This is a genomic window from Psychrobacter sp. TB15, from assembly GCF_000511655.1.
In the GTDB taxonomy this organism is placed as follows: Bacteria; Pseudomonadota; Gammaproteobacteria; order Pseudomonadales; family Moraxellaceae; genus Psychrobacter; species Psychrobacter submarinus.
In genome coordinates this window covers 1-22,884 of sequence record NZ_AYXN01000041.1, presented here as the reverse complement: position 1 = coordinate 22,884, position 22,884 = coordinate 1, and the positions used below count along the sequence as shown (strand labels likewise).

The 22,884-nt window shown below is 44.6% G+C and carries 21 protein-coding genes, 1 tRNA gene, 1 other RNA gene and 2 pseudogenes; 8 read left to right on the top strand and 17 right to left on the bottom strand.

Going from position 1 to position 22,884, the window contains the following annotated elements:
• Positions 1 to 8: 8 nt before the first annotated feature.
• From W234_RS0110720 to ffs, 4 genes are all read right to left on the bottom strand, one after another.
• Entirely contained in the window at positions 9 to 1,862 is a 1,854-nt protein-coding gene (locus tag W234_RS0110720) for an extracellular solute-binding protein (protein ID WP_025646847.1), read from the bottom strand.
• A gap of 309 nt (positions 1,863 to 2,171) precedes the next feature.
• Positions 2,172 to 3,281 (bottom strand): 3-phosphoserine/phosphohydroxythreonine transaminase, encoded by a 1,110-nt coding sequence (gene serC, locus W234_RS0110715; RefSeq protein WP_025646846.1) that lies wholly within the window; start codon positions 3,279 to 3,281, stop codon positions 2,172 to 2,174.
• A gap of 109 nt (positions 3,282 to 3,390) precedes the next feature.
• Entirely contained in the window at positions 3,391 to 4,254 is an 864-nt protein-coding gene (locus W234_RS0110710; protein ID WP_025646845.1) for a DNA polymerase III subunit psi, read from the bottom strand.
• A 195-nt stretch (positions 4,255 to 4,449) separates the two neighbouring features.
• Positions 4,450 to 4,546: signal recognition particle sRNA small type (gene ffs / locus W234_RS14355), an RNA gene on the bottom strand.
• A 534-nt stretch (positions 4,547 to 5,080) separates the two neighbouring features.
• Here ffs and W234_RS0110700 point away from each other — a divergent pair.
• On the top strand, positions 5,081 to 5,791 hold the full coding sequence (locus tag W234_RS0110700; protein WP_025646843.1) for an SIMPL domain-containing protein: 711 nt from the start codon (positions 5,081 to 5,083) through the stop codon (positions 5,789 to 5,791).
• 13 nt (positions 5,792 to 5,804) lie between these two features.
• Here W234_RS0110700 and W234_RS0110695 read toward each other — a convergent pair whose 3' ends face one another.
• Positions 5,805 to 7,481 carry an isovaleryl-CoA dehydrogenase gene (locus W234_RS0110695; protein WP_264673193.1) on the bottom strand — a complete coding sequence of 559 codons (1,677 nt, stop codon included), beginning with the start codon at positions 7,479 to 7,481 and terminating at the stop codon, positions 5,805 to 5,807.
• A gap of 130 nt (positions 7,482 to 7,611) precedes the next feature.
• Between W234_RS0110695 and W234_RS0110690 the strand changes: the two genes are divergently transcribed.
• On the top strand, positions 7,612 to 8,430 hold the full coding sequence (locus W234_RS0110690; RefSeq protein ID WP_025646841.1) for a PaaX family transcriptional regulator C-terminal domain-containing protein: 819 nt from the start codon (positions 7,612 to 7,614) through the stop codon (positions 8,428 to 8,430).
• Between the two features lie 57 nt (positions 8,431 to 8,487).
• Here the strand turns inward: W234_RS0110690 and W234_RS0110685 are convergent, their stop codons facing one another.
• The 4 genes from W234_RS0110685 to W234_RS0110670 form a co-directional block, all read right to left on the bottom strand.
• Positions 8,488 to 9,855 carry an MBL fold metallo-hydrolase gene (locus W234_RS0110685; protein ID WP_025646840.1) on the bottom strand — a complete coding sequence of 456 codons (1,368 nt, stop codon included), beginning with the start codon at positions 9,853 to 9,855 and terminating at the stop codon, positions 8,488 to 8,490.
• 192 nt (positions 9,856 to 10,047) lie between these two features.
• A complete protein-coding gene (locus W234_RS0110680) occupies positions 10,048 to 11,457 on the bottom strand; it encodes a Na+/H+ antiporter NhaC family protein (RefSeq protein ID WP_025646839.1) in 1,410 nt (469 codons plus the stop codon).
• 280 nt (positions 11,458 to 11,737) lie between these two features.
• Positions 11,738 to 12,163 (bottom strand): PACE efflux transporter, encoded by a 426-nt coding sequence (locus W234_RS0110675; protein WP_025646838.1) that lies wholly within the window; start codon positions 12,161 to 12,163, stop codon positions 11,738 to 11,740.
• Between the two features lie 67 nt (positions 12,164 to 12,230).
• Positions 12,231 to 12,767 (bottom strand): cytochrome b, encoded by a 537-nt coding sequence (locus W234_RS0110670; protein WP_025646837.1) that lies wholly within the window; start codon positions 12,765 to 12,767, stop codon positions 12,231 to 12,233.
• Positions 12,768 to 13,173: 406 nt separating this feature from the next.
• On the opposite strand from W234_RS0110670, the gene W234_RS0110665 reads away from it, so the two are divergent.
• On the top strand, positions 13,174 to 13,827 hold the full coding sequence (locus tag W234_RS0110665; RefSeq protein WP_025646836.1) for a DsbA family protein: 654 nt from the start codon (positions 13,174 to 13,176) through the stop codon (positions 13,825 to 13,827).
• 96 nt (positions 13,828 to 13,923) lie between these two features.
• Here the strand turns inward: W234_RS0110665 and W234_RS0110660 are convergent, their stop codons facing one another.
• The 3 genes from W234_RS0110660 to W234_RS0110650 all read right to left on the bottom strand — a co-directional run bounded on the left by W234_RS0110660 (position 13,924) and on the right by W234_RS0110650 (position 16,633).
• Entirely contained in the window at positions 13,924 to 14,190 is a 267-nt protein-coding gene (locus W234_RS0110660) for a DUF4031 domain-containing protein (protein WP_025646835.1), read from the bottom strand.
• 58 nt (positions 14,191 to 14,248) lie between these two features.
• Positions 14,249 to 15,907, bottom strand: coding sequence for an alpha-keto acid decarboxylase family protein (locus tag W234_RS0110655; RefSeq protein WP_025646834.1), 1,659 nt, complete (start codon positions 15,905 to 15,907; stop codon positions 14,249 to 14,251).
• Between the two features lie 171 nt (positions 15,908 to 16,078).
• Positions 16,079 to 16,633 carry a hypothetical protein gene (locus tag W234_RS0110650; RefSeq protein WP_025646833.1) on the bottom strand — a complete coding sequence of 185 codons (555 nt, stop codon included), beginning with the start codon at positions 16,631 to 16,633 and terminating at the stop codon, positions 16,079 to 16,081.
• Between the two features lie 376 nt (positions 16,634 to 17,009).
• Here W234_RS0110650 and W234_RS0110645 point away from each other — a divergent pair.
• Positions 17,010 to 17,084, top strand: a tRNA-Gly gene (locus W234_RS0110645).
• A 303-nt stretch (positions 17,085 to 17,387) separates the two neighbouring features.
• On the opposite strand, the gene W234_RS0110635 is transcribed toward W234_RS0110645, so the two are convergent.
• Positions 17,388 to 17,606 (bottom strand): helix-turn-helix domain-containing protein, encoded by a 219-nt coding sequence (locus W234_RS0110635; RefSeq protein WP_025646832.1) that lies wholly within the window; start codon positions 17,604 to 17,606, stop codon positions 17,388 to 17,390.
• Positions 17,607 to 17,728: 122 nt separating this feature from the next.
• Here W234_RS0110635 and W234_RS0110630 point away from each other — a divergent pair, with 122 nt between their 5' ends.
• From W234_RS0110630 to W234_RS0110615, 4 genes are read left to right on the top strand one after another with little or no spacing between them, the layout of a single operon-like run.
• On the top strand, positions 17,729 to 17,944 hold the full coding sequence (locus tag W234_RS0110630) for a hypothetical protein (RefSeq protein WP_025646831.1): 216 nt from the start codon (positions 17,729 to 17,731) through the stop codon (positions 17,942 to 17,944).
• 32 nt (positions 17,945 to 17,976) lie between these two features.
• Positions 17,977 to 19,227 (top strand): Arm DNA-binding domain-containing protein, encoded by a 1,251-nt coding sequence (locus tag W234_RS0110625; protein ID WP_025646830.1) that lies wholly within the window; start codon positions 17,977 to 17,979, stop codon positions 19,225 to 19,227.
• Positions 19,224 to 19,514, top strand: coding sequence for a hypothetical protein (locus W234_RS0110620; protein WP_025646829.1), 291 nt, complete (start codon positions 19,224 to 19,226; stop codon positions 19,512 to 19,514). The genes W234_RS0110625 and W234_RS0110620 overlap by 4 nt, the downstream gene beginning before the upstream one ends.
• 10 nt (positions 19,515 to 19,524) lie before the next feature.
• Positions 19,525 to 19,866 carry a hypothetical protein gene (locus tag W234_RS0110615; RefSeq protein ID WP_025646828.1) on the top strand — a complete coding sequence of 114 codons (342 nt, stop codon included), beginning with the start codon at positions 19,525 to 19,527 and terminating at the stop codon, positions 19,864 to 19,866.
• Here the strand turns inward: W234_RS0110615 and W234_RS14350 are convergent.
• The 4 genes and pseudogenes from W234_RS14350 to W234_RS0110590 all read right to left on the bottom strand — a co-directional run bounded on the left by W234_RS14350 (position 19,863) and on the right by W234_RS0110590 (position 22,818).
• Positions 19,863 to 21,144 (bottom strand): annotated as a pseudogene (locus W234_RS14350) (IS256 family transposase). The gene W234_RS0110615 and the pseudogene W234_RS14350 sit on opposite strands and share 4 nt — an antisense overlap.
• A gap of 99 nt (positions 21,145 to 21,243) precedes the next feature.
• Entirely contained in the window at positions 21,244 to 22,020 is a 777-nt protein-coding gene (locus W234_RS0110600) for a hypothetical protein (protein WP_025646825.1), read from the bottom strand.
• A pseudogene (locus W234_RS0110595) lies at positions 21,986 to 22,369 on the bottom strand (transposase family protein); the annotation flags it as partial. The gene W234_RS0110600 and the pseudogene W234_RS0110595, both read right to left, overlap by 35 nt.
• 8 nt (positions 22,370 to 22,377) lie before the next feature.
• A complete protein-coding gene (locus W234_RS0110590; RefSeq protein WP_025643546.1) occupies positions 22,378 to 22,818 on the bottom strand; it encodes a transposase family protein in 441 nt (146 codons plus the stop codon).
• Positions 22,819 to 22,884: the final 66 nt, after the last annotated feature.

Sequence of the window (22,884 nt, the reverse complement as noted above, 5' to 3'; positions counted from 1 at the left end):
TGCTGAATTTAGCGTTTTAAATAATCATTAACTTTCGCTTCCGCCTTTTTGTCCACCCACCAGTAGTCGATACCAACCGCATTGGTCGGCAAAGTCGTATGGCGATACTGATTCCAGTACGCCACATTAGTGCCAGATTTGCCGTATAGTGGGACTAAATAGTGACCTGCACGCAGTAAGCGATCGAGCACTTTGGTATAAAGTACAATCTCCTCACGACTCTCAGCATCGCCAAGGGCTTCTACGACTGTATCTATCGCCGAGTTTTTGATGCCGATCGTATTGCGATTACCGACTTCATCAGCAGCCGCGCTGCCCCAAAAGGCGGCTTGCTCCGCGCCCGGTGATAAGCTTTGCGCGAACACATCGGTCGTCATATCATAATCATAACGACGCGTGCGCTCATAGTACTGCGGCCCATCGACTTGACGCAGATTTGCCGCAAATCCTAAGCGCTCAATATTACGAATATAAGGCAGCAGTACTCGGCCTAGCGTATCGCCTGTCATCAAAATCTCAATTTGCGCGCGCTCGCCATTTGGCTGATACAGCTGCATGTCTTGATAATAAAATCCAGCATCGAGTAGTAACTGCCTTGCCTTGAGTAAACTCTCCCGGTTAAAGCCGTTACCATCGCTCTTAGGTAGCTGCCAATCGCTAAGCACTCCTTGACGCTGCCTAGGCTCTAAATCACTGAGTAGTGGCGTCAGTACTGCCATCTCATCAGCAGCTGGCGTACCAGTCGCCGCCAGCTCTGAGCCATAAAAAAAACTCTGCAAGCGCTCATACTGGCCATGAAATAAAGTCTTGTTCATCCATTCAAAGTCATATGCTAGACTGAGCGCTTCACGGACGCGAATATCTTGAAACAAAGGCCTGCGCATATTCATCACGAGCCCCTGCATCGGTACAGGGTTTTGACTACTTATCGACTCTTTGATAATCATTCCTGCTTTTACGGCAGGGAAGTTATAGCCTGTTGCCCAATTCGAGGCTTTGTTTTCGGGACGAAAGCGATATTGTCCAGATTTAAAGCCTTCAAAGGCAATCTCATCGCTTTGATAATAGACGAACTTAATCATATCGAAGTTATAGCGGCCGCGATTTACCGCCAGATCACGGCCCCAATAATTTGGATCGCGCACATAGCTGACCGAACGCCCCGCCTCGACACGGCCTAATTTATATGGGCCACTGCCCATCAAAGGCGTTAAGCTTATCTTTTCAAAATCGGCATCAATAGAGGTTTTGGCAAAGATAGGAAACTGGCCAACGGTTAGCAAAATCTCTTTGTTGTCACTGGAGGTAAAGACGAACTTCACTTTATGTTTATCAAGGATTTGTACTTCTCTAATATCGCCTAAATAGCTGCGAATATACATCGGGCCTTTGCTGAGTATCGCCTCATAAGTCGCTTTGACATCACTGCTAGTGACTGGCGTACCATCCCAAAACTTGGCTTTAGGATTGAGATGATAAATGATCCAGCTGGCATCATCAGTATCGTAAGTCACGCCTGTGGCCAGCTGAGGATACATGGTAAAGGCTTCATTCAGTGAGCCAGTCATCAAGGTATCGTACAGATAATCCGTGCCGACCATTGCCACGCCCGTCGTCATCCACTTATTGGCCGCGTTAAAAGTGCCGCGAGCATCGAGCGATAGCGTACCACCCTTTGGCGCATCAGGATTGGCGTACGGCATGTATGGGGTGTCGATGTATTCAGCGCTACTATTATGTCCAAGCGCTGACGTGGTAACCACCTCGGCTTGACTGCTAGAGGCGTAGCAAAGCAGTAGGCTCAAAGTAGCGGCCTTATAAGACTTGTATAATATAGCTTGTATCGGAGCGTTATTGATCATAGCTTGTCTATCATTATGGGCGCTATCGGCGCTTTTTATCAAAGCAGACTTTTACAGTAGCCTAATTCTAGCGGTGATGCGAAATCTAATCATACCAAACTTCGCTTTTTTAACCTAATCAAAAGCGTAGATGTGTTTTGCTACTTTTTAAATATCGCCCTTAAAAATAATTTCAGTACCTTCTATACCCGCTTAGCTACTCCCGCTCAGCTATTCTCGCTCAGCTATTCCCACTTATCAAAAAACGCCACTTATTCAGCGGCGTCTTTTGATTATAGCTATTTTTGCCTGCAAGGGGCGATACAGCAATTAGGCATACTTTTTTTCAAAATCTTGCATAAAGTCAACAAGCTGCTCTACCCACTCAAGCGTTACCGCGTTATAGATACTAGCGCGCATACCGCCGACGTCGCGATGGCCCTTTAGATGTAGCAAGCCTGCTTTTTCTGACTCTTCTAAAAACACTTTATCTAAGCTATCATCTGCCAAGGTAAAAGGCACGTTCATAATCGAGCGATATTGTTTGGCAACCGGATTATTATAAAAATCACTATCATCGATTGTCTGGTATAGCAGATCCGCCTTTTTCTGATTGATTTTGCCGATAGCTTCAACGCCGCCTTGCTCTTCTAACCAGTCGAATACTAGACCCGCTAGATACCATGAATACGTCGCTGGCGTGTTAGACATCGACTCTTTTTCAGCCTGATGCGTATAGTTCATCAGCAGCGGGCACCAATCGCTGGCTTGGTTTAGTAAATCTTCACGGATAATAACGATAACAAGACCTGCTGGACCGATGTTTTTTTGTGCGCCGGCGTAAATCATACCAAATTTGGAGACATCAATCGGCTGCGATAAAATATTCGATGACATATCTACGATGAGCGGCACATCAACCTTTGGCGGCTCAAATATTTGCAAGCCATGAATGGTCTCATTAGCGCAGTAATGAAAATACTTGGCATCATCACTTAGGTTCCACTCATCAGACGCAGGTACGTCCGTAAAATTGCTTTGTTTGCCACTAGCGACCACATTAACCTCACCAAGACCTAGCTTAGCGTAGCGCTTAGCTTCTTTAATGGCCTTATCTGACCACGTCCCAGTCGAGAGATAATCAGCGCGGCCATTGTTTAATAGGTTTAAAGGAATAGCCGAGAACTGCAGGCTTGCGCCGCCCTGCAAAAACAGCACTTTATAGTTATCAGGTATGTCCATCAGCGAGCGTAATTTACTTTCCGCTTTTTCAGTGATAGCGATATATTCTTTACTACGGTGGCTGACCTCCATCACCGAGACACCGCGACCCTGCCAATCGAGCATCTCGCTTTGCGCGCGCTGTAGAACCTCAGTAGGAATAGTAGCAGGGCCTGCAGAAAAGTTGGGAGTTCGATGTGGAGCAGTATGTTCAGACATAATAAGAATTCCAAGCAGTAACAAAGAAATAGAGAAAAAGTTAAGTATAAATTTTAGAACCGCGTAAAGCTATTTTGAGCTAAATGATATAGCAATCAAAAACAATGAATTAATTGGAGATCTGCTGCCAAAACTCCCGCTTAAGTAGACTGTCTTCAAGCATCGTCTCTAAGCTAGGCGTCGTCGCAAATTTAGGATGAGACAAACCGTCGGGCAAAGCGGTCAATACAGCCACCTGAATATCTTCACTCTGTGCAATCTTGAAAATATAACCAGCAAGGCTAGCATTGGCCAGCTCAGCGGTGTCCATACCCGCACATATCGGAAATGAGCTCGTCTCACAGTCTAATGATAGGGCCTGAGTGATGTTTTGCCAGAGCTTTTGACTGTCATTATCGAGCGCCTGAATATCAACTAGCAGTACCCAGTCCCCGTAACGAGCGCCTTGCAAATCAAAGGGCGCTATTTTCTCAGAGTTAGCAGGGGCTAAGTTAGGAGTATGGCTCGCAGTATCAACTTGCTCAGTACTAGCTGATTCAGAGAAGCTATTTAAATTGTTAAAGTTGTAAGACTTGTTGCTAGCATTTGAACTTTCATTATTATTAGCAACATCAACATCAAAGCTGTCATTATCGAAGCTATTCATTTTTACTTGATCAGTAGCTAATACTTCATCATCTGAAGCAACTGGCGCAGTCGTAGTGTGTCTATCTATTGGATCACCACCTCGCACCTCTGGTCTAACTTGTTCGTCTGATACCGGCTGCTGCCCAGTTAATGAATCGGGTGCTTGTATACCACCTGCGCTCTCAGTGATATCGCTTATTTTTAGCGTTGGTGAGTCTGGCCGCACCCATTGTCCGATACCCATCATCGCCAAAATCTGTCGCTGCTGAGCTTGCTGCTGGCGAGCTAAAAGCTCTGAGCTTTGACGCTGCTCAGTAGGTAATGAAGTCGTTTGGCTATCACTCATTTAGATGGTTTACCCTACTCATTTAGACTCAATATCGTAGCTTTTAAGCGAGCAGGATGCAAGCTACTCACCTAGCTATTTTATTAGTTACTGATGGCGCTGACCCAAAATTTTGACCCAAAAAAAACCCTCTAGCAGGGCAGGTAAATCGAACAGCAAATCAATAACAGTCAAATTTTAGACAAAAAAAAGCGACTCCATCAGCACATCCTCGGCACACAATGAATCTAATACCGTTGCTACCTTCCGGTCCTGGCGGGGTTCATAGAACACTGTTGCGAGGCTACCAATGGAGCCACCAGTTGCAAATTATACTTACTTTTTTCTATTTTACAACCCCTAACGCTACAAACGATAGCTTTTCACGCCAAAGTGAATTGGGCTTAGATATTATCGCCATTTTAACGCTGCTAGAAAGCAGTAAGGTTGTGACAAAACACTTATATTATTTATTATCAGATTTGTTATGTTGGGGCGTGTTGAACATTCACAAATGCGCACTGCTGATAGCTAAAATAGTTCTAGTCGTCGTTAAAATTGCAGGTAATGCTTATTGCATTGGATAGCTGATTTTATTTAAACAGTCGCAACGACTAGGGCGATTTTAGCATCAGCCCTCACGACAACAACAGGGACAGGACTATTTTTTGCCGCTTTATTGATAAAAATAGACGCTTAGAACAACTAAACTTACCATTTTTATCTGCAAATCGCCTAAAAAATAGTCTCTGTCAGTGCCATGGTCGAATGTTCAACACGCCCTAATAACCTCTAAAAAAACTATTAAATTATATGCTTTTAAAAACTATTCATATAAGGAGTTACGATGAAAGACTTAACGAATAAACTGGCTTTCATGACTGGCAGTGCTTTTTTATTGAGTGCAGCAATGAGTACCGCCCACGCTGAACCCTCCGGTTATGATCAGCTTACCTTTGAGACGCAAGTTAAAGAAGACATTGCCAATGACGAAGTGCGCGCAAGCCTGTATAAAAAGGCACAAGCGAGCGATGCTAAGGCTTTGGCTACAACATTGAACACGTCAATCAATAGAGCACTGGCGATTGCTAAGCGCTACCCTAGCGTTACCGTCAGTACTGGCCAGCAGCGCACTTATCCGCGTTACGACAAAAACGACAAAATCATCGGCTGGACTGGTCAAGCTAATATCGATCTAAAAAGTACCGACTTCACCGCAACAAGCCAGCTTATTGCAGACTTGCAAGAAACCTTAGTGATGAATAATCTAAACTTTGGTGTCTCAGAAAGTAAAAAAGATGCGCTAGAGCAAAAACTGATGACGGAAGCGTCTCGCGCTTTTCAGCAACAGGCCAAAAACCTCACTCGTGCTTGGGATGCGCGCGGTTATCGCGTGGTCAGCGTCAACCTCAATGCTGGCAACACCGACTACCCACGTCCAATGTATAGCAGCATGCGCGCCGCTGATGCTGAGTCTTCGGTACCAAGTCAAAATTTTGAATCAGGTAATAGTACCGTCTCTGTTACCGCTAACGGTACTATCGAGCTGACTAAGTAGCTAGTAAAAAATGCTAAGCCATAGACTTTGTGGCACCCGCAGCGCGTTCGATCAGCTGATCTATGGGTGCATCTGGACTGAGCGTACCAAACGCCAGTCCGTGCGCGCCGCCCAAACGTGAGCGGCAAAACTCTGCTGCTATGTCTTTATTTTCTGTATTTAGCAGGATACAAGCTTGCAGCATCAACGCCAAGCGCTCGATGACGTAGCGGCTTCTAAACTCTAATGTCTCTACCTCTTCAAAATAACTTGCTAGTTGCCCAAGCTCTTTATCAAAATAACTGTCTTTACCAGCCGCACTTTGCAGCTCAGTAAACAACGCCTCACGAGTAGCCGGCTCTTTATTTAAGGCACGTAGCACATCTAAGCACTGGATATTGCCGCTACCTTCCCAAATTGAGTTGAGCGGTGCCTGACGATAAAGTCTCGGCATAATATTTTCTTCGACATAACCAATACCGCCGAGACACTCTTGTGCCTCGTTGACTAACACGGGCGTACGCTTACATATCCAATATTTGCCAATGGCAGTGGCGATGCGAGCCAGCGCAGCCTCATGTGAGTCGGTCTCAAGCAGACTAATGGCGCGCGCCACTCTCATAGTCAAGGCCAATGCCGCATCAGACTCCAATACCAAGTCAGCAAGCACATTGCGCATAAGCGGTTGATTGATTAGTAAATCACCAAAAGCCTCACGTCCAGAAGTATGGTGAATCGCCTGCACGACCGCTTGCCGCATTTGCGCGGCTGACCCTATCATACAATCGAGCCGCGTTAAGGCTACCATCTCAATGATAGTGGCAACACCTCTGCCCTCTACTCCTACTAATTCGCCAAAAGCACCGGCAAACTCTACCTCGGAGGAAGCATTCGACCAGTCGCCAAGCTTGTCTTTTAAACGCTGAATCCGTACGGCATTGAGCGTGCCATCAGGGCGAAACCTTGGTACTAAAAAGCAGCTAAGCCCGTTTTCAGACTGCGCGAGTACTAAATGAGCGTCAGACATAGGCGCAGAATAAAACCATTTATGCCCAATGATTTGGTAACTATCATCGCTTTGCTTGACAGCTTTGGTGCTGTTGCGCCGTAAGTCAGAACCGCCTTGCTTTTCAGTCATCCCCATGCCAATTGTACAGCCGCTCTTTTGCTCCATAGGTAAGCTACGAGGATCATATTCTGTCGATAGCAGTTTTGGTATCCACTTTTCAGCGAGCCTTGTGTTATGACGCAAAGCCGGAATCGCGGCGTAAGTCATCGACATCGGACAGCCAAAACCGGCTTCTGCTTGTGAGCCTAAATACATAATGGCCGCTCGCGCCACATGCGCACTTTGGCGACTCTCGTTACGCCAAGCAAAATTACTCATGCCATAATATACGCCCGCTGTCATTAGCTCATGATAAGCAGGATGAAACTCGACGTCGTCTATACGGTGACCATAGCGATCAAAGGGGCGAAATTTAGGAGGGTTTTCATTGGCAGCAAAGCCTTTGTCTACCATATCACCACCAGTACGGGCGCCAAACTCGCTCAGATGATCGCTTGCCCATGACGCGCCTTCGCGAATGACAGCTTCTTTTAGCGCATCATCGGTCTCCCAAGCGTTATAATTCGCTAAAGCAGTAGGTTGATTATTGACTTCATGGGTGCTGAATTGATGGGTCGTTGACATCTGCTCGGTATTTTTCATAGCAATCCTTCATAATATTTGGCTAACTATCCTTGTTACTTATCACTTATCTTACTGAATGCTTATAATGTCCTGTATTTGATTATAATAAACAACTTAATAATAAATGACTAAACCCAGAGTATTACATATGAAATCATATATTGTCAAAGAATGTAATTACCAATGGCCAGCCGCTCGCCCTCTCATTTTGCGTTTACTGACAGTGGCTGACAGGGAGACGCTGAGCATAGCGGAGATCATTCGTGCAGGCAGGCTGTTTGCGATCAAGGAAAACAATATACGAGTGACTATGGCTCGTTTGACGCAAGCGGAATTGGTAGAGGCGGTGGATGCTGCTGTTTATCGCTTAGGCCCAAAAGCTAAGAAGTTAGGCGCTGACGTTGCCGCTTGGGAGCACGCGGATAAGCGCGTTACAGCATGGGATAGCTCATGGATAGCGGTCACTACCGGCGGGCTGCCGCGTAGCGATCGCAAAATACTGCGCGCCCGTATGAGAGCGCTTTCCTTATTAGGCTTTCGTGAGCTAGATGCTGGGCTTTATATTCGTCCTAATAACTTGAGCGGCGGTGTTGAAGGGATAAGGTCACGGCTATTCGATTTGCAACTAGAGCCTGAAGCTGCAGTGTTTCAAGCCAGCCACTTTGATAAAGATAGACAAAAGAAGTCACTTGGCCTGTGGGCGCAGATGCAACTCGAAGCACACTATAACAAAGTATCAAATCAGCTGAGCGACTGGCAGAAGACTCAGCATAGTCTCGATAATGAAACGGCGCTGCGTGACGCTTATCTTCTTGGCGATTTTGCTATTCGCAATGTCGTTTTTGATCCTTTATTGCCCGCACCTTTAGTCGAAGAATCAGCCCGGCAGCGATTTTTTGATACTGTGCGTCAGTTTAATGCAGAAGGCCGCAAGCTTTGGTATGCTTTTTTTACTAAAGTAAATTAGCACATTACTAGTCAATATGATAGTCCAGCCTACTTAGTTAATATAAGCTCATAAGTATTACTCTTGCTCAGCCTGCCAAGCACTCATTCCGCCAAGATAAATATCGAGATACTTGAAACCTTTGCTTGCTAGCCACCCTGCCGCGACTGTCGCTCGCTGACCACTAGCACACATCAAGGTATAATGCTCCTGTGGGTCAAGATCACGCCAACGCTCGTTCAGATGACCGACATAGATATGCTCAGAATCATCTATCGCAGCTTCGTTTCTCTCATTAACATCTCTGACATCAAGTAATGTCCAAGCCTTGCTAGCTTTAGTATTAGCATGACCTTCAAGACGCGATTTGACTTCCTCGGTCGTTATCATCGGCGTCTGCTCCATACTCTTGCCTTGTTTGGCAGCGGAAATGACACCGACATAACCGCCTATAATATTATCCAAAGCAATTCTCACAAGATGCGTCATCGCCGTCGCTAGCTGTTCCTCATCCGAGGCAATCAGCGCTATGCTCTCGCCCTCAGCGATGAACCAACCTGCAAAAGCAGAAATCATCCCAACAGGTAGACTCATAGAACCCGGTAGATGGCCAGCCGCATAAGCAAGCGGCTCGCGAATATCTATCAGGTGATCGGCTTCAGAGCTGCTGATTTCGTCAAGCGACAAATTGACGGGGCGCATAATGCGCGGCGCGGCATCGCCTCCATCCATGTTAAGGCGTTCCATGAGCTTAAAATAAGGCGGTTGGTAATGATTCTCGTTAATCTTCGCTTGGATAAACTCATCTCGGCTCTCGATTTGTAGCCTTGGGTTATTTAATCTCTCATGGCCGACACTTGAGAACTCACGATCTGCCATGCCTGAGCCACAAACCGAACCGGCACCGTGAGCTGGATAGATCATCGCCTGATCGCCTAAGGCTAGGATTTTTTGTAGCGAATCATAAAGCAGACCGGCGACCTCTTCGCGCTTATCAGGATAAAAATCTGTGCGCCCCACATCACCGACAAATAGCGCATCACCAGTAAATACGCCCACAGCCTTGGTAGGATAAGCGCTATCAAACATCACATAGGCCAGGTGATCAAAGGTATGACCAGGAGTCTCTAGCACTTGTATCTCAAGCTGACCAATCGCAAAACAGTCGCCTTCCCGCGCCGTTTGTGCATAAACGACTTCACGCTCTGGATTAGGCCCGTGATAGACGCTTGCACCAGTAAGCTTTGCTAATATAGGCGCGCCTGAGACTAAGTCTTCGTTACGATGCGTTTCAAATATATGGGTAATCTTAAGCCCAGCGGCTCGTGCTTTTTCGATATAAATAGCGCAGTCGCGACGTGGATCAATCACTGCCGCTTGCCCGTTCGAGCCAAATAGATAGGATAGGTGCGAGAGCCCCGGGGTTTTTATTTTTTCAAACAGCATCGATATCTCCTTAAGCAATATAAATGATAACTACCTTTGAAGATAACACAGGAATTCAATCCTCATCAATATACAATAACATATATTAACATGCTATATATTATGTGACATTGAGGCTAAGTCTTAGTACTAAGCGGTAGTAGTACTAAGCGGTATCTTAGCTGCCTTGATTAAACCATTTTAGTCTTAGGCTTAAACCGCTTTATTTTTGGGCTCAGTACTTTTGACAGGACTAATAGTCACGCCGGTGAAGCCAAAGATGAGCGTCAATAATAACGATAGATAACAGAAAAAAGCATACGGCAGGTAATCAAGGACAGGCACCCCTAGAGCTTGACTAATAAACACGCCGCAGACGCTCCAAGGCACTAGCGGATTGATAACGGTACCGGCATCCTCAATGGTGCGAGAGAGGTTTTTGGGGTGCAAGTTTAAGCGCTCAAAGGTCGAGCGAAAAGACGTCCCTGAGATTAAAATACTCAAATATTGCTCGCCGATCAGTACGTTGATACTCAGCGCCGACATGGCAGCGGTAAATATCGCTCGTCCTGATGAGGTCAAAGACGCTTTGATTCCTGATAATAGCGCCGGCAGCACCCCTAGCGCTGTCAGCAGCCCGCCTAAACTCAGCGCCAATATTACAATCGTTTGGGTAAAGAACATACTTTGTACGCCGCCGCGTGAGAGCATGCCAGCAACCTCACCAAGCGCTAGCGACTCTGCAGGCGCGTAACCGCCAAACAGATAACCGCCAAGCTCCCCAAAGCTTGGTGCGCTATGCCAATAAGTAATCAGTAGCGCCACGCTGATCGTGCTAATAATCGTATAGATAGCATTAACACGAAAGACCGCCAGCCCAACTAAAGCGACAAAAGGCAATACTGCGTAGCTGTGCACTAGGCCGCTCTCAATCAGCTGCGCTTGTAGTAACGTCACTTGGCTCAGATTAGAGCCTGCCGTGTCTCCCGAGAAGAACCAAAACAACAGAACCGTCAACAACCACGCCGGTACGGTGGTGTACATCATATTACGAATGTGCTCGAACAGATCGATACCAACGACTGAGGAGGCAATCGTACAGGTATCAGACAAAGGTGACATCTTATCGCCAAAAAACGCCCCAGATACCACTGCCCCAGCAGCAATAGCGACATTGGCATCAAAAGCATGGCTCATACCAATAAACGCCACTCCTAAAGTCGCCGCAGTCGTTAAGCTACTGCCTAAAGTCACGCCAATAATTGAGGTTAAAACAAAAGCAGAGAGGTAATAAAACTCTGGCGATATCAGCTCAAAGCCATAATACATTAAGGTCGGTATCGCCCCCGACATCATCAAAGCCGCTATCATTAGACCGATAAAAAAGAACAAATAGATTGCACCGATACCACGCATGACACCTGAGGCCATTTGCGCTTGCATATCATCGAAGCTCAATCCTTTAAATAAGCCGATCGCTAATAAGACGCAAATAGCGAGTAGCAAAGATAGATGCGGCACCCAGCCAAACCCTATCATAGTCACGCCCATGATGGCGATGACGATAGCCGCTATCACAAAAGCCAGTTGGGTTGAGATGTGCGTCAATATTTTTGGTGACATTACCTATCCTTGACTAGCTAAACGTATCCGCTAGAAGCTTGCTATGAGGGTTGTTTTAAACAGACAAGTTTAATGAGTTATTAATGAGTTATGACAGCTGGCCAATATCGCTAAAGCCCTTGATGGTATCAGCCAAGCGGCTATTGCCAAGTAATCCAATTAACCGCTCAAGACAAGTTTTTAGTTAATGGTGTCATGACGAAAGGGTTTGCCCAATAAGCAAACCCCTTTTATTTATCATACAACACTCATCGAAAAAACTTGAAACGCTAAGCTCGGCCTAAGCCGCTGCCGTATTAGGTATAGGAAAGACTTGGTCATAGACCCAGTTAAATACAAAGGCATATATAAGATAAAAGGTCGCCATCGCAATATCCATCTTAAACGCTTCCCACAGGCTAATGTTTAGATATATCGCTATAAATGGCAGAAATAGTAACAGCAAACCGCCTTCGAATAAAATGGCATGCAGCACTCTTATTGGCACGGTTTTTTGTACCCTACCGCGCAGTTTTAGCATGGCCTTGTCGAATAAGATGTTATAAAAAAAGTTCCATACCGTCGCGACAAGAGAGCCTACTAGCGCTATAGCGCCCATCGTATGCAGCTCAAAGCCAAAGACCAAGCTTGCCAATGGCGCAAAGATGAGCAACCCGATAATCTCAAAGCTTAAAGTATGCCGAATACGGTCTTTTTTGGTACGCATAACGATCACTACCCCAAACAGTATTTAGCAAAACATCAGTCAATCATTATAAACGACGTCATCAGCGCTACCACATACGCTTTATCAGCTTATCCTTTTGGATAAATTGATGGTATAGCGCCGCGCCAATGTGAGCGGCAGTAAAGGCAAGAATCAGCGGCCAAATGATCTCTGTATGCCAATCATTAAAGGTGCGCGCCAAACCGCGATCTGGGGTAACGAACACCGGAATTTCGAACAAGCCAAACATATCAACGGCTCGGCCGCCATAAACAGACATCAACAGCCCGACTACCGGCATCGCTATCAGTAGCGCATAAAGTGCAAAGTGGGTGAACTTAGCAATGATATCTTGCCATTTTGGCATTGGCACGGCAGGTGGTGCTTTTGTGAATATTCGGCTAATCACTCGAGCCAGCATCCAAAACAATAAACTTAACCCAAATGCTTTATGCAAACCGATATAAAACGAGTCATCAGTATTGTCATAAAGAAACATCAGCGCCCACGTCACTAATAATAGCAGCGCGCTTATCCAATGAAAAACACGGCTGATCATAGGCCATTTGTTTAGCGGCGCTACCCTAGGTTGAACTTGATTCATATGTCACCTTTAAATAAAAAAGCATTACTTTTTAGCCAAACATAACTGCTCTATTTAGCTTTTTTGTGCTTGCAGTCTGTTGCCAATAAAGAAATACTTGTGAGCTAAATACTTATGAGTTAAATACTTATGAGTTAAATACTAGGGGCTATCCTAGCCGCTCGATAATAAAACCTTATAAATAGTAGCACTTATGATAGCAAATCTGCGTGCAAATGACTGCTATTGGCTCGTTTCGCTACCATTTAATAGCGTCCAGCAGTGAACAGTCCGTCAAAGGTTTTATACTACAGGCATATAAAGTAGATGATCTTAATAAGTATAAACCGGCAGTCTTGAAAACGAGTCGTATCGTTCGCAGTTATATAGTCAGCAGCTAATAAAGTAAAAAATATAAGGATAACTGATGAATACTACTAATAAGCCTCTTCGAATCGATATTGTCTCAGACGTGGTCTGTCCTTGGTGCGTGGTCGGCTATAAACAACTAGCAGAAGCCCTAAAGCAGACTGATACCGACTATGAAATTCATTGGCATCCGTTTGAGCTGAACCCTAACATGCCAAGTGAGGGACAAAATATGCGTGAGCATATCATAGAAAAATACGGCTCAACTCCGCAAGAGTCAGACGCTAGCCGCGCTAGAATCACAGAAGCGGGCGCTGAGGTCGGCTTTGACTTTAACTTCACTGACGAGCTGCGTATGCATAATACTTTTAATCTGCATCAGTTACTGCATTGGGCACAAACGCAAGGAAAAATGCATGAGCTAAAGCAAGCACTGTTTACCGCGCACTTCACCGATGGGCGTAATCTTTCTGATGATGAGGTGCTCGCTGATATAGCGGCAGAGACTGGTCTTAATCGCGTAGAAGCGTTAGAGGTACTAGCAGATCAGCGCTTTGCGCCTGATGTGCGCGAGATAGAGCAGCATTGGCAGCGCCAAGGGGTGCAAGGCGTACCCGCTATTGTCTTCAACGAGCGGCATCTGGTCAGTGGCGCGCAAGGGGTTGAGAATTTTACTAGTATCCTTAAGCAATTAGCGGATATGCCAGACTAGTGGCTTTAGATACCCTTAAGAGATAAACCTTAAATACCTGCTTATTTCTCACTATTATGCTGAGAATAAAGCAGGTTTTTTTGAATAAAAAAGCCGTTAAGCTTGGTTTAACTCAAGCTTTAGCTTCTTGGCGGCATCGATAATTTGTTTTCTTGTGGCTTTGATAGCACCATTAGCCAAAGCAGCCTCGCGCATCTGCACGGTGATATCATAATGCGGATAGCTAGCATTGCGATGGAAAAGGCGCGGATCAATCTCGATGAGCGTAGCAAACTCATGCAGCTCTTGTAGACTATCGGCTAGCATATGGCACCACTGATAACCTCTAAACTCAATCTTCACAAAATCTACATAAACCGCCAATCTCATAGCTCCTTACTTAATACAACCTCGCGATATAACCTCAGTAGCGAAGTTATATTTACTTCAATGCGGCACTGACTTTGGCTAGCATTGGCGGTATATCATGCTTATCTGTCATGACTTCGAGCATAATAAGCTTGTCAGTAGTCGCCATTGCCGTGTTCAGTGCTTCTTTAAGCTCGCCTGCGGTAGTCGCTTTCAGTGATAAGCTATTATCTGCATTACCGCCGAATGTTTTCGGTATCAGCTGCCAGTCACAGGTAGGAATATCATTATAACGAGCATTTTCGCCATGAATCGCGCGCTCGACGGTATAACCGCTATTATTAATGAGTACGATAATAGAGTTAGTGCGCTGCTGCAGCATTATTGCTATCTCTTGAATCGTGAGCAGTGCTGAACCATCACCGATGAGCAGTACACTACGCTTGTTTTTTGAAGCGACACTAGCGCCTAAGCTGGCCGGTAGCGTATAACCAATCGAGCCCCATAAAGGCTGACCATAAAAAGTCACCCCTTCTGGCAAGCGCACTTCGCTAATACCAAAATAAGACGTTCCTTGATCAGCAAATACCACATTACCCGATTGTAAATGCTGAGCTACGATATGCCACAAGTCATCTTGACGAATCGCTTCATCATCGACGCCTTGTTGCTCAAAGGCATGCACCTCTGCGCTGAGAGGTTTTGGCGTAATCTCAATTCCAGAAGTCATGACATCATGCAAGGCTTGCAGTGAGTCTTTGAGCGCGATGGGTGCAAAGTTTTGGCCGCCGATACTAGCTCGCTCATAATGCAAATCGACCACTACCTCATCATCGATGTCTTGGCTGAACCCAGCAGTGGTCGTGTCAGTAAACTGCACGCCAATCTTGATCAGGCACTCACAGTTCTCTACCGCGTCTTTCACCACCGGCCGTGAAGCGTCGCCTGCATAAGTCCCCGCCCAGCGCTCGTCTTGCTCATCAAGCAAGGTCTTGCCCCAGGATAGCGTGGTATAAGGCACCTCAGTATCTGCAATTAAAGCTTTAAGCTCATTTTGCAGACCCAAGCGATGTACCATTAAATCAGCGATAATCGTAGTGGTCTTATTAGGTAAGAAGTCAATTAGGGACGCTTTAAAAGCTTCTAGCGCCGCTTGACTAGTCATGTCCTCTTGACTGTCATCGAGTTTAGTCGTCGGCGGATAAATAGGCAAAGCGGCGACATCAGGCGATAACATCAAGTAGCCCGGGCGATGCTTCTTGAGTACCATACGTATCACCCGATCAATCTCAGAAGCGGCATTCTCAGGCGTAATCTGAGCGCGAGCGACAGTGACCGGCTCAACCATTTTTATAAAATGGTTAAAAGTGCCATCTCCCAACGAATGATGCAGGCGGCGCTTGTCATGTTGCTGCTGCATAGTTGGGGTGCCAACCACTTGTAGCACTGGCGCATATTCAGCAAACGAGCCGGCGGTCGCATTGATAGCCGATAACTCGCCAACGCCAAAAGTTGTGACCAGTGCAGCAAACCCACGCTCTCGCGCATAACCATCAGCGGCGTAGCCGGCATTAAGCTCATTGGTATTACCTACCCAGCAAAGCTGATCAGATTCGATAATATTATCAAGATAAGCTAGATTATAGTCGCCTGGCACCCCAAAGACTTCGGTGGCACCGGCCTCAGCAATACGCTCAAATAGATAGTCAGCGATAGTGTAAGGTTCAGTCATGGTATTAGTTGTCATTGTTATAGTCCTTTACAGGTATTGATAGAAGTTTTAATAAAGTAAACTTATTTTTAACAGTTTCTTTTTTATTATCCCAACAAGCTATCATACTAGTGTCGCTACTGGCGCTTGGTTTTACAAAATTAGAACCTATGTTGTTTTATACCAAACTCACTATACACAGTCTCCCTTTTGCCACTTACCCGCCATATCACCCCTTGCACACTGGAGTTGTTCGCCATACTGGACAAAATTCCAAGTGGCATTTGATTTATCATCCTCTTCAAGCTTAAAACTCACCCGATATCTATGGCCGCTGATACTATCATCCATCAACCCTGTTTTTTGCATGATGACAACTGCCGTAGTGGGCTGTTCAGTGTTAGGGTAATAAAACACTTGCGCTAAATCATAGTCCTCATGCACGCTTCTCACCGGTAGATTAATCAAGGACAGCTTAGCTAAAGTACAATCGATGATCCCTTCAGCGACAGGACAGGGTGCTACCGCCTCTGAGACACCTCTACCATTAATACGGATACGCTTAAAGTTATCAGGATTGGCAACCAATTCTCGAGTGGCATAATCGGACGTATAGCCACTGCTCGCTTGAATAGTAGTACTAAAGATAAGGGCACTAAACGTTAATACTACAGCTCCCAGATATGTCCATAAATAACTAGCGGGATGGGTATTTGACATTGTGCTTGCAGCAAATAGTAAACGCATGACACTTTCCTTGAGACTATGACCCTTCTGATGACTGATAACTAACGGTTAGGCACTTATAAATTTAAGAATGACTCTATGATAAATATAGCAGAGTTGTAACGACCGTTGAAGGATAGACGTCTGATGTCTATAGGCTGATATCTGTACATGGCAATAGCTAAACGTACCTTAGGGCTAGATATCTCAAATAGCCACTACTACGTACGTATAGTATGATTTAATCATATCGCTTGGCACTGGGCTCTCTATTATACTAAATATGATGACTCATAAGCGAATATTTGCCACTCTGTCATTTTTTAGTTGACAGGATAAAAAAACCGCGTATAATACGCCTTCATCATCTGATGATAGTTAATCAAACGATGAATCAGCGGGATTAGCTCAGTGGTAGAGCACAACCTTGCCAAGGTTGGGGTCGAGAGTTCGAATCTCTTATCCCGCTCCAAATATCTAAAAAGCCTCACTTAATAGTGAGGCTTTTTTTTGTCCATTTTTCGGGGATTGTAGAGCATTTCTTCGAATATTTATTTTCTTATAGTTAAGTTTAACTACTCAATTAAAAAGCTCATTTTCGGTGCGGTGCCCATTTGGTGCCCAAACCGTGCCCTGCCCTAAAACTGCGAATACCGAATTGACCCCAACCTAAAAAATAATTGAGCAGAGTAAAACACTTAATATCGTCAAATTTTATGACTTTCAATACTCTGCTATCAACTCTTTTAATAAGCATTTTAACCTCCTTCTAAAATTACTCCTCACTAATCTCATCTTCTTCATAGAGGATAATATCTCCAGGCGTGCAATTTAAAAGCTTACACAGCTCATTTAGTGAATCGAAATCTATGCGAGTGACTTCGTTATTATACATTCGATATAGAGTAGACCTTCCTAGTTTAGTCATCCTATCAGCATCTGCCACACGAATGCCTTTTTGTGCAAATAAAACAGGTAAATTAAGCTTAATCATACATAAAATCCCTAAAGTGATAAAAAAGTGCTTGCAAGTGATAATATTTGCAGATAATATGTACTCATTAGTGATAACTAATCATTCACTAATAGTAAATTTATTTCACATGGAGAACTATTATGTCACAGACTTACCTCACTACTCAAGAATTGGCGGATCGTATCAAATACGATGCGCGCACTATCCGCAATCAACTCAAAGACACGGTTTTGATTGAGAATATTCACTATATACGTCCTTTCGGCGGTCGCAAGATTCTCTATGTATGGGAGCGTATCGAAGAGGATATGTGTAAGCCGGTTATGAGTGCTATCAATGGAATGTCTTTACAGTAAGTTTTACTTTCACATAAACAAGGAGCGAAATAATGGCCTCGATAAGAGCGAGACGTGGCAAGCTATTCGTAGATTTTCGATATATGAATATGCGTTGCCGTGAGACGACCAATCTCACAGACACTCCAGCTAATCGAAAGAAGCTGGCTAAAATCATCGAAAAAATGGAAGCAGAAATTACCCTAGGCATATTTGATTATGCAGCCTACTTCCCAAAGAGTGACCGTGCTAAAGAGATGACGGCACTGGCTGATAGAGCGGAAGCTTATATCAGTCGCAATCCAACCTTTAAGCAGTTTGCTGATATTTGGTATGAGGAGAAGAAGATTGAGTGGCGACCAAGTTATCAATATAAGGTACAGACGATTCTTGATAAGTATCTGTTGCCTGAGTTTGGTGGCAAAGCGGTTCATGCCATAAAAAAAACAGACTTGCTGGCTTTTCGTAGCGCCCTCGCCAAAGTTCGCTACGGTAAAGATGCCCAGTCAAGTCTGTCTGTAGCACGGATCAACGAGATCATGGTACCACTACGTATGATACTACAAGAGGCGGCTGATCGCTATGAGTTTCAGATGCCTTATAAGAACATCAAGACGCTCAAGCAATCTCGGCCTGATGTGAATCCGTTTACGCTAACAGAGGTATGGCTATTCTTAAAGCATGTTCGCGCTGACTATAAGGCCTATTATACGACTCGGTTCTTCACAGGGATGCGTACCAGCGAGATTGATGGACTAAAATGGGACTGCGTTGATTTTGATCGGCGTGAGATTCGTATTCGCGGTGCATTAGTCAATGGTGAGATGGGTCCGACAAAGACGCTTGGCTCGCAGCGTGAGATTGCAATGTCGCAGTTAGTATATAACGCACTGCAAGATCAAAAGTCTGTCACCTATGGCAAGTCGGAGTTTGTATTTTGCAACTCACAAGGCAATCCTTTGGAATATCGCAATGTGAATCGTCGGATATGGAAACCCACCCTTGCCCTACTCGGCCTTAAACACCGGCGGGCTTATCAGACTCGGCATACGGCAGCAACGCTTTGGCTTGCTGCAGGTGAAAACCCTGAGTGGATAGCACGGCAAATGGGTCACAGTAGTACGGAGATGCTGTTTCGGGTGTATAGCCGCTATGTGCCTGATATTACCCGACAGGATGGCTCTGCAATAGACACTCTACTACTGGCTAGTAAAGAGCGGTTAATAGGAGACTCGAGTCATTCTAAAGCAAAGATGGTAGAACTTATCTCTGACGCTAAAGCAGACAAGGAGACGTCGCAATGAAAAGTATCAATTATGACAAGCTGTTTGGTGAATTTAAGCGAGATGGTGCGATCAGTAAGGATGCTAATGAGATTGCTAATACGCTCATTCGTGATTTATACATTCGGTCAGGTACAGGTTTAGCACGCTTCTTAGGAGTGAAATCTTGTTTTGACAATCATATGGCACTGCGAGTATGGGTACAGCAGCGTTTGGATGCCAATCCTGATTATCTTGTTAATGAGATGTGTCAGCAGCTGCAGAGCGAGCTTTATAGGCTTCTACCGCAAACGGCCTATGGCTCTTAAGGAGAATATCATGAGTGTAAAACTTCAACCTAATATGACGCAGAATGCCTATGATATTAAAATATGCGAGGATTACTGGGCCTTTGCAAATCAAGGTGGCTACATTAAACACGTCAATACACTTTGTGAGAAGTATAATATTAGCTCGCAATTACTGTTTGAGACTATAGCTCAGTGTTTTGCATATTTAGATGATGTTCGCTGTGAGTACTGTTGCACTGTTTGTCCTTTAGAAGTGCCAGCAGATATTCCTTATATGCGCTCAAAAGAGCGTTGGTGCTGTGAGGTATGTGAGCATGCTTTATGGCGGACAGATCGAGACCATCCCAGATTCTGTGTAACTGCCATTTAGATTAAATGCTTACTAATACGATCATCCAACATAATCATGAAACGATTAAGAGCAGCCGTCCAGTGTTGACTCGGCATCGACCACTTTTTAGATGCCTGCTGGCTGGCTAAATACACCACTTTAAATGCAGCCTGATCAGATGAGAACACCTTACGCTTATTCACCGCCGTCCGAATCACGCTGTTTAGTGACTCTATCGCATTGGTGGTGTAAATGACTTTTCTGATGTCTTTAGGGTACTCAAAGAACGCCGTTAAGCCCTCCCAGTTATTGCGCCACGACTTAACTACGTGCGGGTACTGTGTACCCCAAGTCTCATCGAACCTCTCAAGGTTAGCTTGTGCAAGCTCTATAGTATTAGCATCGTAGATGGCTTTTAAATCAGCGGCTACCGCCCTTTTATCCGTCCACGGTACGAACTTCATTGAATAGCGCACCATATGCACGATACACAGCTGAACCTTGGCTTTGGGGTAAACGGTGTTGATGGCATCAGGAAAGCCCTTTAGACCGTCAACACAAGCGATTAAGATGTCTTGTACCCCACGGTTTTGTAGCTCAGTGAGAACGCCTAGCCAGAACTTAGCGCCTTCACTCTCTGAGAGCCACATGCCAAGCAGCTCTTTTTTACCATCAAGTCCCACACCCAGCGCCAAATAGATCGCCTTGTTGATGATCTGCTTGTCTTGACGTACTTTAACGACAATGCAGTCTAAGTAGACGATAGGATAGACACTGCTCAGTGGCCGGTTCTGCCATGCAGTAATGTCCTCTAAGATGTTGTCAGTGACTCTTGCAACCAAGCTACTTGAGATATCGACATCGTAGAGCTCTTTAATGCTCTCTACGATCTCAGTGGTGGTTTGACCCTTGGCGTATGAGCGAGGATCAGCAAGTGTCTGGGAGACACTTGCCCGAAGCGCAAGACGTAAGGCTATGCCTGTAGTGAAATATGATTTTATCATCGAGACCTGAGATACGGGTTTGATGCTTACGTACTAATGCAGGCTCAAAGCTGCTATCACGGTCTCTTGGGGTAGATATCTCAAGATCGCCTGTGTCACTGCGGACGGTCTTTTTAGTGTGGCCGTTGCGCTTGTTAGGCTTATCCGCCTTTTCATGCTTGGGGTAGCCGAGATGGTCTTCCATCTCAGCTTCTAGTGCAGTGTCGATAAAAGATTGCATGAGCTGCTTTTGGAAGTCTTTAATGTCATCGAAGCTTTTCATGCTACCAGCCATCTGCTGGGCCAGTTTTTTAATGTCAGATTGAGTCGTCATTGCTTATTCTCCGGTTAGGGGATTATAAGCAGTTACACAAAGTTTGGGAAACTCCCCATCGAGTTGATATTTCATGACTGTATTCGCTAGTAATTAAGGCTATTCATTTATTAGATGATTATCTTTTAAAACCTGAAACACTGTATCCATTTCCTCTAGAATTTTATCAGCCATAGTGCCATTATTTATCATCAGCCATGCTTCACTTGAACCTTTCCAGTCTTGAGGAGAGAAGTAATAACCTGCAGGCCAAAGCGGTGAGCTCCAAATTTTTTTATCCGGAAAGGCTTCAGTGAACACTGTTTTCATTTTTTCAGCATGTTTATGTGCACTGTGATCATCTCTTGAATCAAACTTAAACCCTAGACACGGATAGTTAAAGTTAGCACTCTGAAACTCAAAACAAATATAACCCTTATCAAACTTCGCACTTGTAAATTCGATTCTCTCATAGTTCTTTCCATCACCAAAATAACTTATATCTAGTTCATAATCAGTTTTTTTAGACTTTTTAATTAAGTCAGCTTTTAGCTTCTTTATTAACTCTTTTTTCATTTCATCAACTGCGTTATACACTTTAATGCTAGCATCAATAGACTCTGGACTCTGTTTAATGACCTCCAAAACCGCATTACTTTCGCTCATATCATCAACTCCCATAAATTGCTTTTGAATAAACTTGATCAACTGCGCCAAGAACTCTGTTACGCTGTGATTTTGACACTCAACTTGGCAAGATTTTAGCCAGTCTAATAAGTCGCTAAATTTAAGCGCACTAAACTGGTTGTCCTCTTTTAAGCCTCTTAAATCTTCAGGCTTTATACTAGACCTCTTGCAAAAGTCATAATTTAAGCTCGGAATTAATGATACCAGCAAACAGCTTCATTCTAAGATCATAGCGCTGACGACGGTTGCGATATTTATGAGCCACGATTTTAAACAACTTGATTAAGCCTATTTTGTGCTCAACCACAATACGGAACTTTGCCAGATAGTGATTGGCCTGTTTGCATATCTCTAATAACTGACCACCACGAGGTTTCTTAAATGGCGTGAAAGTTTGCTCATGTAACTTTGCTAACCCTTGATAACCACTATCGGCTAGTAGCTTGGCGTCACAAGGTAACCAGTCAGGACAAGTATCTTTATACAGCTTAAAATCGTGGATTGACCCTTTACAGGTTTGCACATCAAGTATCAAACCAGTTTGCCAATGAACGATAACCTGCGCTTTTAAGGTGTGTTGTTTTTTCTTACCGCTGTAGTAGTCTCTTTGGTTTTTTTTGGACGCTCAATAGGGGTTTCGGTAGCATCAACAATGACGACTGACCAATTGATGTCGTCATCGACACGACTAGGCAGCTTTTTAGGTAATTCAAACTTGCCAGAGTCAATCAGTGTGTCTTCTACTTTACGAATGATACGGCTAGCAGAAGACTCATGAATACCAAAGTCCATACTGATATGATAAAGCGTGCGGTATTCACGCCAATAAGTCAGGGCTAGTAGTATCTGCTCCTTAAGACTGAGCACACTTGGTCTACCTGATTTGGTCTTAGATGCTTCATGCTCTTGCATGGCATCAAGCATGTCATAAAAGGTGGCTTTATGAATGCCAGTGTAGCGTTTAAAACCAGCGTCACTTTGTTTGAGTAGCTTATCTATGTTTGGCATGGTTCTTAGACAACGATGAATGTTCTTCTTATTTTAATTCCCTCTGCTACTTTTGCAAGAGGTCTA